This is a genomic window from Conyzicola sp. (assembly GCF_046714715.1).
GTDB lineage: Bacteria > Actinomycetota > Actinomycetes > Actinomycetales > Microbacteriaceae > Conyzicola.
Map to the genome: position 1 here is coordinate 1 of NZ_JBKKAD010000197.1, position 10500 is coordinate 10500.

The window sequence follows — 10500 nt, forward strand, 5'->3', positions numbered from 1 at the left end:
AACTCCTCTTACGAGTGTTCGGCGGCGAAGCACCGCCCCGCCCCCGCGGGGGCGGGGGCCGTTCGCGGTTAACCCCGCCGTGTAGATCTCGCAACTCAGGCAGAAATCGGCCGATGAGGGGCGGATGCCTGTGGTCAGGCGTGCGCAGGGCTGACCGGTTCGCAAACTGCCTGAGTTGCGAGATCGCAGCGAAGGAGTTGGGCGGGTGCGGCGGGTGGCCGGGCCGGTCAGATGGCTGGGCCGGGCGGATGGCCGGGCCGGTCAGATGGCAGGGCCGGTCAGATGGCAGGGCCAGTTAGATGGCCGTGCCGTCAGATGGCGGGGCCGCGGCGGTGACTGCGCAGGGCCGCGATGATCGTCGCCAGAGACCCGGCCGGGTCGAACATCACCTGCGCGTAGCTGAGGCGGACCACCGCATAGCCCCGGCGGATGAGAGCCGCATCGCGCCGGTAGTCGCGGAGCTGCGATGCCGGATCGTCGTGCCCGAGATGACCGTCGGTCTCGACCACGACGCACCCCGCGACGACGAAGTCGACGGTTCCGATTCCGCGGAATGCGACCTGCAATTCGAAGGCGATACCGGCGTCCGTGAGCATCAGGCGCACGAGCGTCTCGATGCCGGACATGCACCGGCCGTCAATCTGATCCCGCAGGTACTGGTATTTGCCGGGCAGCGTCTGGAAGATCGACGAGATCTGGAACGGCCACACCAGTCCCTGATTCAGCGCGCTGTCGAACGATGCCAGGGCGAGCCCTCGGGGCTGCACCGCGCGATGTGAGCCAGGGCTTCGCCTGCCGTCACCGTGTGCACGTTGCGGCGCCGGACCTCGGGCATGGGCCACCAGTGCAACTCACACCCCTCGACGTTGTCTGACGTAAGCCGTTCGAACCTGTCCTTCGGGCTGCGCAACCGCGAGGCCTCGTGCTGCATCGCGACGTGCGCGAAGGTCGGGTTCGTCGCCCAGATCCCGAGGCTCTGCGCCGCAGCAACGCAGCCGAGTCGGCCGCCGATCCGCACGGCCTGCACCAGTTGGTGGTCCGTGTCCGGCCGGGCGTAGTAGCCCCGCCGTACGCGAATCAGACTGCCCTGACGAACCGCCGCGGTGAGCTCGTGCGGCGCGGCGCCCACGCGCATCAGTTGCCGGCGGGTGGCGATGGGCTCGCCGAGCCTGGCGAGAGCGAGTGATGCGTCCATGCAGCGAGATTGCCCTCGGCACGCGACATCCGAAGCCCGTATGGAGATTCTGTGGAAACCCGGCCCCTGTGGACAACCCACCCGATCTTGCAACTCAGGCAGAATGCGAGAGCCGCCGTGCCGAGCCCCGCCATCTCGCGGGCACGGACCGGGGCGGCGAGAATCTGCCTGAGTTGCGAGAGGGAAAGGACGGGGACATAGAAGGGGCGCCGCCGGACCACACCGGCGACGCCCCTAGCTTGTCGTGAAGGGTTAGTTCACGTCTGCGTCGACCCAGTCGAAGGTCTTCGTGACGGCCTTCTTCCAGTTGCGCAGCTGGCGTTCGCGCTCGGCCGGCTCCATGTTCGGAGTCCAGCGCTTGTCTTCCTGCCAGTTCTGGCCGACGTCGGCGAGATCCTTCCAGAACCCGACGGCGAGACCGGCAGCGTAGGCGGCACCGAGCGCGGTGGTCTCCGCGACGACGGGGCGAACGACGGGAACACCGAGGATGTCGGCCTGGAACTGCATGAGCGCGTCGTTGGCGACCATGCCGCCGTCGACCTTGAGCTCTTCGAGGTCGACGCCGGCGTCGGCGTTGACCGCGTCGAGCACCTCGCGCGTCTGGAACGCGGTCGCCTCGAGGGCGGCCCGGGCGATGTGGCCCTTGTTCACGTAGCGCGTGAGGCCGACGAGGGCTCCGCGGGCGTCCGAACGCCAGTACGGCGCGAACAGACCCGAGAACGCCGGCACGAAGTACGCTCCGCCGTTGTCCTCGACCGTGGCCGCGAGGGTCTCGATCTCGGGCGCCGAGTTGATGATGCCGAGGTTGTCGCGCAGCCACTGCACGAGCGAACCGGTGACGGCGATCGACCCCTCGAGGGCGTAGTGCGGCTTGGCGTCGCCCAGCTTGTAGCCGAGCGTCGTGAGCAGACCGTTCTTCGAGTGCACGATCTCTTCACCCGTGTTGAAGATGAGGAAGTTACCGGTGCCGTAGGTGTTCTTCGACTCGCCGGCCTCGAAGGCCGCCTGGCCGAAGGTGGCCGCCTGCTGGTCGCCGAGGATTCCCGCGACGGGAACCTCGCGCAGCAGCGACGACGACTCGACGTTTCCGTAGACCTCGGAGGAGGAACGGATCTCGGGCATCATCGACAGCGGTACGCCGAAGATCCCCAGGATCTCCTCGTCCCACTGCAGCGTCTCGAGGTCCATGAACAGGGTGCGCGAGGCGTTGGTGACGTCGGTCGCGTGCACGCCGCCCTCGGTGCCTCCCGTCAGGTTCCAGAGAACCCACGAGTCGGTGGTGCCGAAGAGCAGGTCGCCGGCCTCGGCCTTCTCACGGGCGCCTTCCACGTTCTCGAGGATCCAGACGATCTTGGTTCCGGAGAAGTAGGTGGCGAGCGGGAGTCCGACCGTCGGCTTGAAGCGCTCGACTCCGCCGTCTGCCGCGAGGCGGTCGACGATGTCCTGCGTGCGGGTGTCCTGCCAGACGATGGCGTTGTAGACGGGCTTTCCGGTGTTCTTGTCCCAGACCACCGCGGTCTCGCGCTGGTTGGTGATGCCGACGGCTTCGACGTCGTGTCGGGTGATGTCTGCCTTCGACAGTGCCTGGCCGATGACCTCGCGCGTGTTGCGCCAGATCTGCTCGGGGTCGTGCTCGACCCAGCCGGCTTTGGGCAGAATCTGGTCGTGCTCCATCTGGCCGGACGAGACGATGCCGCCCTCGTGGTTGAAGACGATGGCCCTCGTGCTGGTCGTGCCCTGGTCGATGGCGACTACATATTTGGTCATGAACTCATTCACTCCTTTGTGGGTGTGGTGCTGCGCTAGATGTTGTGGAACGGACTAACTGACGAGAGGAAGGAGCGGTCCGGACGCGAGTCCGGCGATCACACCACCGACGACGGGGCCGGCGACCGGAACCCAGCTGTACGACCAGTCGCTCGTGCCCTTGCCCTTGATCGGCAGCACGAAGTGCGCGATGCGGGGGCCGAGGTCACGGGCGGGGTTGATGGCGTATCCGGTGGGACCACCGAGCGAGGCGCCGATACCGACGACGAGCAGGGCCACCGGGAGTGCTCCGAGCGCGGCGAGACCGGCCGGAGTCGCGGTGTCGGCGTCGCCGGCACGGCCGAAGCCGATGACGACGAATACGAGCACGAACGTGCCGATGACCTCGGTGATGAAGTTCCATCCGTAGCTACGGATGGCGGGGCCGGTCGAGAACACGCCGAGCTTGTTCGCCGCTTCGGGTTCGTCGTCGAAGTGCTGCTTGTACGCCACCCAGCAGAGCACGGCGCCGATGAAGGCTCCGAGCAGTTGGGCGAGGAGGTAGATCGCGACCTCGCCGGCCGAGAGGTCCGCACCGCTGGCCAGCAGCCCGAGCGTTACCGCCGGGTTGAGGTGCGCACCGGAGGTGTACGACACGGTCACACCGGCGAAGACCGCGAGGCCCCAACCGAAGTTGACCATGAGGAAGCCGCCGCCCAGACCCTTGTTCTTGGCGAGCGCCACGTTCGCGACCACGCCGCAACCGAGCAGTACGAGCAGTGCCGTACCGACCAGTTCTGACAGGAAGATTTCACCTAAATTGTCCACGTTGACCTTTCTTCGTAAAACCTACGTCGTGTCGCTACTTCGTCGCGACGTCCGCCGAGTGTGCGAGGTGCACACCGTGGGCGTTCGCGAGCAGCGTCGTGGCGTGACGAATTTCGTCATCCCGACGTTCTTGCTGCCAGCCGAGAACGCGCGATGCGATCTCGACTAGTTCTTCGAGCAACTCCACGGTAACGGCACCCGTGAAGGCAAGGTTGGTGCGACGCAGCAGTACGTCGTCGATGTGCACGACGGATTCTGTCGCGACGATGTGTTCGATTTCGAGCACGGTGTACTCGGACGAGGTGCGCAGGGGTGTGTCGTCGCCGTCGTCGATCGCGTCGATGACTTCGACGGCGCGCGTGCCGTAGCGCTCGAAGAGCTGCGTGGCGCGTTCCTTGCCGACGAAGCCCGAGTGCGCGGTGATCCAGTTGTCGCGAGCCTGCGGGGTGCGCGGGTAGTTGCGCCCGCCGCCGATCTCGATGTTCTTGGTGTCGACCGTGCGCGGCCGGCCGAGGATGTCGAGCACGTCCGCGCTGATGTGCGCCGCCAGGGCGCGGAAGGTGGTCCACTTTCCGCCGACGAGGCTGAGCAGGTCGGCCTTGCCGAGCTTGCCCGCCACGATGCGGTAGTCGCGCGAGACGAAGCCGGGCTGCAGGTCGTCGTGCTTCGGCAGCGGGCGCACGCCGGAGAAGCTGAAGACGATCTGCGACCGGTCGACGGCGATCTTCGGGAAGACGTTGCCGATCAGGTCGAAGAAGTAGTCGATCTCTTCGCTCGTGCACACCGCGGGCTCGCGGATGTCGGCCTCGAGGTCGGTCGTGCCGACCATGACCTTGCCGTTGAGCGGGTAGATGAGAACGATGCGGCCGTCTTTGTGCTCGAAGAACATCTCGCGGCCGGCGGCGGCCGCCAGCAGTGCCGGGTTGTCGAGCACGATGTGCGAGCCCTTGGTGCCGCCCATGTAGGCGGTCTCGTCGCCGAGCGCCTCGTTGGTGAGGTCGGTCCAGGGTCCGGAGGCGTTGACCACGACGTCGGCATTGAAGGTGAATTCGGTGCCCGACACGGTGTCGCGCAGCACGACGCCGTTCTCGTTCGAGCCGACGGCCTCGACGTAGTTGGCCGCACGCGCGGTGTCGCCGACGGCGAGACCGTCGTGCAGCACGTCGAGGGCGAGACGCTCGGGCTCGTGCACCGATGCGTCGAAGTAGGTGGCCGTGTACTTGATGCCCGGGTTCAGCTGCGGAAGCGTGGCGAGCGACTTCTTGCGCCCGTGGAAGACGTGGCGCGGAACCGTGCCGCCGTCACGCGAGAAGGAGTCGTACAGCACCATGCCGACCTTGATCAGCGCGGCGCCGCGCTCCTTGGGGGTTCCCGACTTGTGGGTGAGGAAGCGAAGCGGGGCCGAGAGGATGCCACTGAAGGTCGAGTAGATCGGAATCGTGGTCTGCAACGGCTTCACGTAGTGCGGAGCGATGCGCAGCAGGCCGTTGCGCTCGGTGACCGACTCGCGCACGAGCCGGAACTCGCCGTTCTCGAGGTAGCGCACGCCTCCGTGGATCATGTGCGACGAGGCGGCGGAAGCGCCGGAGCAGTAGTCGTTGCGCTCGACGAGAACGACGTCGACGCCCTGCAGGGCGAGGTCGCGGAACGTGGCGATGCCGTTGATGCCTCCACCGATCACGAGCACCTGGGCCTGAGGCCTCGTGGTTAGCGCGCTCACAACATCGCGGACTGCGCCGGTCGGCATCGACTCTCGAGACTTCACTGTATTCGTCGCTTTCACAAGTGTTACGGTCCGACCGAGGTGAACGCCACGGTTCAGAGGCGCGCCGTCACCGACGCGGTACGTCCATACTGGAGCGGTAGGACCACACGATCAAGCGGGGTGAACAAACGTGCAAGCTTCCGGGGTGCCTTTCGCCGTCGAGCCGGCGACGGCGGAGAAGTCGCGGGACGCGCTGCGCGCTGCGCAGCTCTACTACCTGCAGGATCTGACGATGGATGCCATCGCTCGCGAACTGCGGACGTCGCGCTCTTCGGTCTCCAGACTGCTGAGTTATGCGCGAGACCACGGCCTCGTAGAGATTCGGGTGATCTCCCCGCTCGACCGTTTCTCCGTGCTGCAGCGCGATCTGCGCGAGCGTTTCGGCGTGAACGCCCACGTGGTCCCGGTTCCGGATTCGACCAGCGACATCGACCGGCTCGAGCGGGTGGCGCTCTCGGCTGCACGAATTCTCACGCCCTACTTCGACTCCAACATGACGCTCGGCGTCGCGTGGGGCGCCACGATCAACGCCGTGAGCCGCCACCTGCAGAAGAAGGCGACGCACAACTCCCGCATCGTGCAGCTCAACGGCGCCGGCAACACCTCGACGACCGGCATCGACTACGCGAGCGAGATCCTGCGCCGGTTCGGCCAGGCCTTCAACGCCTCGGTGCAGCAGTTCCCGGTTCCCGCCTTCTTCGACGATCCGGCGACGCGCGACGCGATGTGGCGCGAACGCACGACGAAGCGTGTGCTCGACATGCAGCGCCAGATGGATATCGCGCTGTTCGGTGTCGGTTCCACCTTCTCCGAGGTGCCGAGCCACGTGTACGCGGGCGGCTACCTCGACGCCGACGACTACGCCGCGCTCGACGCGGCCGACGTCGTGGGCGACATCGCCACCGTGTTCTACCGGCTCGACGGCAGCCGCGACGGCATCCCCCTGAACGCCCGCTCGACCGGCCCCGACCCGGCGGTGATGCACGCCGTCGCCCGCCGGATCTGTGTCGTCTCCGGTGCATCCAAAATCACGGCCCTGCGCGGCGCGCTCGCGGCCGGCATGATCACCGACCTCGTTCTCGACGAGCTCGCGGCGCGAACGCTGCTCACCGAAGACACCGCGCTGCGTCTCAGAACGTCACGGGAATAGTCGGCCGTCGCGCGCGTTGGATACACTGATACACAGAATAAGAAACGTGCTCCGGGGTCGGTGAAAGTCCGAACCGGCGGTGATAGTCCGCGACCTGCGGTCAGGCGAGAGCCCGGCCGTGGCTGACCCGGTGGAATTCCGGGACCGACGGTAATGAGATCGCAAGATCTCTCAGTCCGGATAGGAGGAAGCACGGGCGTCGTGGGCAGCCACGGCGCCGGTCGTTTGCCGACCATTAAAGCCCGGAGTCCGTCTTCTCGAAGACGATTTAAGGACACCGGATGACCCAGTCGAGCGTTACCGACGCAACGCTGATGCGTCACGCCCTCTCGCTCGCGGCGCACGGCCCGCTCACCGGAGGCAACCCCCGGGTCGGCTGCGTCCTCGTCGATGCCACGGGCACGATCGTGGCCGAGGGCTGGCACCGCGGCGCCGGAACGCCCCACGCCGAGGTCGACGCGCTGAGCAAGTTGGATGCGGCGAAGATCCCGTCGGCCGCCGGCCTGACCGCCGTCGTCACGCTCGAGCCGTGCAATCACACCGGACGCACCGGCCCGTGCTCCACCGCACTCATCGCCGCGGGCGTGGTGCGCGTCGTCTACGCCGTGTCCGACCCGGGTGCCAACTCGTCCGGCGGCGCCGACCAGCTACGTGACGCGGGTGTCGAGGTCGAGGGCGGGGTGCTGGCCACCGAGGTCGAGGCGTTCATCCACCCGTGGCTCACCGCCGTGCGCCGCGGGCGCCCCTGGGTCACGGCGAAGTGGGCGTCGAGCCTCGACGGCCGCGCCGCCGCCGCCGACGGCTCGAGCCAGTGGATCACCGGCACGGCCGCGCGTCAGCGCGTTCACGAGCAGCGCGCAGACAGCGACGCCATCATCGTCGGCACCGGAACAGTGCTCGCCGACGACCCCTCCCTCACCGCCCGTGGCGACGCGGGCGAGCTGATGCCGCATCAGCCCGTTCCCGTCGTGGTCGGCATCCGCCCCGTGCCGCCCGCCGCGAAACTGCGCAGCCACCCGGCCGGTCTCATCGAGACGCACTCGCGGGACCTGGAGCAGGTGCTTGCGGGGCTGTTCGGCCGCGGCATCCGCAGGGTTTTCGTGGAGGGCGGACCTGGCGTTGCGAGCGCCTTCATCGCCGGCGGCCTCGTCGATGAATACCTCGTCTACCTCGCCCCCACCCTGATCGGCGGCCCCGCGACCGCGATCGGCGACATCGGTGTCGGCAGCATCGGCGAGCAGCGCAGGCTCGCGATCACCGCGATCGAACGGCTCGGCGACGACATCTTGGTCGTGGCCCGGGCTTCGACGAGCTCAACCAGCGAAGGGTTCTAACCATGTTCACCGGAATCATCCAGGAGCTCGGCTCCGTGACCGCGTGGGAGCCAACCGCCGACGCCGCGCGCATCACCGTGCGCGCGCCGCTCGCCGCGGCCGACGCCGCTCACGGCGACTCGATCAGCGTCAGCGGCGTGTGCCTCACGGTGGTCGACCAGGGCGCCGACTGGTTCACCGCCGACGTGATGGCCGAGACGATAGCGATGAGCACGCTCGGTGCGACGCGGGCCGGCCGAAACGTCAACCTCGAACTCGCCGCGATGGTCGGCGACCGGCTGGGCGGCCACATCGTTCAGGGGCATATCGACGGGACATCCGACGTCTTGTCCCTCACAGACGGAAGCGCCTGGCGCGTCGTGCGCTTCAGCCTGGCCCCGGATGTCGCGGCCCTCGTCGCCCGCAAGGGGTCCATCGCGATCGACGGCGTCTCCCTCACGGTGAGCGCCGTCGGCGGCGACTGGTTCGAGGTGTCGCTGATCCCCGAAACCCTCACGGCGACGACCCTCGGCGCACTCGCCGTGGGCGACCGCGTCAACATCGAGACCGACATCCTCGCCCGCCACGTGGAGCGGATGCTGGCGGTCTCGTCACGCTCAACCACCGAAGGGAGCTCGCTATGAGCCTCGCCGATATACCCACAGCGCTCGACGCCCTGCGCGCCGGCCGCCCCGTCATCGTCGTCGACGATGAGGGCCGCGAGAACGAGGGCGATGTCGTGCTCGCCGCCCAGTTCGCCAGCCAGGAGTGGCTGGCCTGGCTCGTGCGCAACTCGTCGGGATTCATCTGCGCGCCGATGACGAACGAGATCGCCGACCGGCTCGAGCTGCCGATCATGGTGCCGGAGAACCAGGACCCCCGCGGCACGAACTACACGGTTTCGGTCGACGCCGCTAACCGGCTCAGCACGGGCATCAGCGCGTCGGACCGCGCGCACACCCTGCGCGTGCTCGCCGACCTCGAGTCGGTGCCGTCCAGCCTGCACCGCCCCGGCCACATCATGCCGCTGCGCGCGGTGGAGGGCGGGGTGCGCGAGCGCGACGGCCACACCGAGGCGACGATCGACCTGCTGAAGCTCGCGGGGCTCGTGCCCGTCGGCGCGATCTCCGAGATCGTTGCGGAGGATGGCGAGATGATGCGGCTGCCCGGCCTCATCGAGCTGGGCGAACGCGAGGGCGTCGCGGTGATCACCATCGCCGCGCTCATCGACTACCTGAACGAGACGCAGCCGGGCGTCGACGTGCCGCTGGCCGTCGACATCCCGGAATCGTCGCGCGTGATCTTCGAGGTGGAGACCACGGTGCCGACCACGCACGGCGAGTTCCGCTTCCGCGCCTACCGCGACCGCACCACCGGGTACGACCACCTCGCGGTCATCGCCGGCGAGCCCGCCGACGGCGCCCTCGTGCGCGTGCATTCCGAGTGCGTCACCGGAGAGGTATTCGGGTCACTCAAGTGCGAGTGCGGCCCGCAGCTCGACGCGGCGCTCGACGCGATCCACACCTCGGCCGAACAGGGCCGCGGCGGCATCGTCATCTACATGCGCGGCCACGAGGGACGCGGCATCGGCCTGATCAACAAGCTCCGGGCCTACCGGCTGCAGGAGGAGGGGCTCGACACCCTCGACGCCAACCTCGCCCTCGGCTTCCCCGCCGACGGACGCGACTACGGCGCCGCGGTCGCGATCCTCGAAGACCTCGGCATCTCGTCGGTTCGCGCCATCACGAACAACCCCGACAAGCTGCGCCAGTTGCGGGAACGCGGTATCACTGTGACCGAGCAGGTGCCGCTCGTGGTCGGCGTCGGCAGTTTCAACGAGGGCTACCTCGAAGCCAAGCGTGACCGCATGGGTCACATCCTCCCCAGCACCGCGGTACTCGACGACGCAGTGCTTATCGGTAAGAAAGGTTCACAGATATGAGCGGCGACGGATCCCCTGACATCACGGTCGACGGCACCGGCCTGAAGGTGACGATCGTCGCCGGGCAGTGGCACACCCAGATCGCCGACGGGCTGCTCGCCGGCGCGCGTCGTGTGCTCGACGCCTCGGGCGCGACCGTGACGGTCGTGCGGGTTCCCGGCAGCTTCGAGCTGCCGGTCGTGTCGAAGGCGGCGCTCGACGCCGGGGCCGACGCGGTCGTGGCGCTGGGCGTCATCATCCGCGGGGGCACTCCCCACTTCGAGTACGTGTCGGATGCCGCGACGACGGGTCTCACGCAGGCGTCGTTGCTCGCCGGCAAGCCGATCGGCTTCGGACTGCTCACCCTCGACGACGAGCAGCAGGGCCTCGACCACGCCGGTCTCGCCGACTCGAAGGAAGACAAGGGCGCCGAGGCGGCGGAGGCGGCGCTCGCGACCGCCGTGCTGCTGCGCGAGATCCGCGGGTAGGGCGCACGACCCGGTCGCGGCCTCGCGCGCCGGTAGTGCAGTTGTGGCGGATGCCGGTACGCGGGCACCCGCCACAGGTGCACTACGGCGAGAG

Annotated in this window: 10 protein-coding genes; 5 read left to right on the top strand and 5 right to left on the bottom strand. The window is 68.0% G+C overall.

Going from position 1 to position 10500, the window contains the following annotated elements; genetic code table 11:
* Positions 1-311: 311 nt before the first annotated feature.
* From ACLQ6X_RS15730 to ACLQ6X_RS15750, 5 genes are all read right to left on the bottom strand, one after another.
* The gene (locus tag ACLQ6X_RS15730; protein WP_411701097.1) at positions 312-767 is read right to left on the bottom strand and encodes an endonuclease domain-containing protein; all 456 of its coding nucleotides are present in this window, start codon (positions 765-767) and stop codon (positions 312-314) included.
* A complete protein-coding gene (locus tag ACLQ6X_RS15735) occupies positions 722-1195 on the bottom strand; it encodes a type IV toxin-antitoxin system AbiEi family antitoxin domain-containing protein (protein WP_411701098.1) in 474 nt (157 codons plus the stop codon). The genes ACLQ6X_RS15730 and ACLQ6X_RS15735 overlap by 46 nt, the downstream gene beginning before the upstream one ends.
* A 252-nt stretch (positions 1196-1447) precedes the next feature.
* A complete protein-coding gene (gene glpK / locus ACLQ6X_RS15740) occupies positions 1448-2962 on the bottom strand; it encodes a glycerol kinase GlpK (RefSeq protein WP_411701099.1) in 1515 nt (504 codons plus the stop codon).
* 54 nt (positions 2963-3016) lie between these two features.
* The gene (locus ACLQ6X_RS15745; RefSeq protein WP_411701100.1) at positions 3017-3769 is read right to left on the bottom strand and encodes an MIP/aquaporin family protein; all 753 of its coding nucleotides are present in this window, start codon (positions 3767-3769) and stop codon (positions 3017-3019) included.
* A 34-nt stretch (positions 3770-3803) separates the two neighbouring features.
* Positions 3804-5516: an FAD-dependent oxidoreductase gene (locus tag ACLQ6X_RS15750; RefSeq protein WP_411701105.1), complete on the bottom strand. Its 1713-nt coding sequence runs from the start codon at positions 5514-5516 to the stop codon at positions 3804-3806.
* A 250-nt stretch (positions 5517-5766) separates the two neighbouring features.
* Between ACLQ6X_RS15750 and ACLQ6X_RS15755 the strand changes: the two genes are divergently transcribed.
* The 5 genes from ACLQ6X_RS15755 (at position 5767) to ribH (ending at position 10406) form a co-directional block, all read left to right on the top strand.
* Entirely contained in the window at positions 5767-6684 is a 918-nt protein-coding gene (locus ACLQ6X_RS15755; RefSeq protein WP_411701106.1) for a sugar-binding transcriptional regulator, read from the top strand.
* Between the two features lie 281 nt (positions 6685-6965).
* Positions 6966-8018 carry a bifunctional diaminohydroxyphosphoribosylaminopyrimidine deaminase/5-amino-6-(5-phosphoribosylamino)uracil reductase RibD gene (gene ribD, locus ACLQ6X_RS15760; RefSeq protein ID WP_411701101.1) on the top strand — a complete coding sequence of 351 codons (1053 nt, stop codon included), beginning with the start codon at positions 6966-6968 and terminating at the stop codon, positions 8016-8018.
* A gap of 2 nt (positions 8019-8020) precedes the next feature.
* A complete protein-coding gene (locus ACLQ6X_RS15765; protein ID WP_411701102.1) occupies positions 8021-8641 on the top strand; it encodes a riboflavin synthase in 621 nt (206 codons plus the stop codon).
* Entirely contained in the window at positions 8638-9939 is a 1302-nt protein-coding gene (gene ribB / locus ACLQ6X_RS15770; protein WP_411701103.1) for a 3,4-dihydroxy-2-butanone-4-phosphate synthase, read from the top strand. The genes ACLQ6X_RS15765 and ribB overlap by 4 nt, the downstream gene beginning before the upstream one ends.
* Positions 9936-10406: a 6,7-dimethyl-8-ribityllumazine synthase gene (gene ribH, locus ACLQ6X_RS15775; RefSeq protein WP_411701104.1), complete on the top strand. Its 471-nt coding sequence runs from the start codon at positions 9936-9938 to the stop codon at positions 10404-10406. Before ribB ends, ribH begins: the two co-directional genes overlap by 4 nt.
* Positions 10407-10500 lie beyond the last annotated feature (94 nt).

Coding starts and splice junctions, on each gene's coding strand:
- ACLQ6X_RS15750 (WP_411701105.1), bottom strand. CDS start 5,516: ATGCCGACCGGCGCAGTCCGCGATGTTGTGAGCGCGCTAACCACGAGG.
- ribH (WP_411701104.1), top strand. CDS start 9,936: ATGAGCGGCGACGGATCCCCTGACATCACGGTCGACGGCACCGGCCTG.
- ACLQ6X_RS15755 (WP_411701106.1), top strand. CDS start 5,767: ATGGATGCCATCGCTCGCGAACTGCGGACGTCGCGCTCTTCGGTCTCC.
- ACLQ6X_RS15765 (WP_411701102.1), top strand. CDS start 8,021: ATGTTCACCGGAATCATCCAGGAGCTCGGCTCCGTGACCGCGTGGGAG.
- glpK (WP_411701099.1), bottom strand. CDS start 2,962: ATGACCAAATATGTAGTCGCCATCGACCAGGGCACGACCAGCACGAGG.
- ACLQ6X_RS15735 (WP_411701098.1), bottom strand. CDS start 1,195: ATGGACGCATCACTCGCTCTCGCCAGGCTCGGCGAGCCCATCGCCACC.
- ribB (WP_411701103.1), top strand. CDS start 8,638: ATGAGCCTCGCCGATATACCCACAGCGCTCGACGCCCTGCGCGCCGGC.
- ribD (WP_411701101.1), top strand. CDS start 6,966: ATGACCCAGTCGAGCGTTACCGACGCAACGCTGATGCGTCACGCCCTC.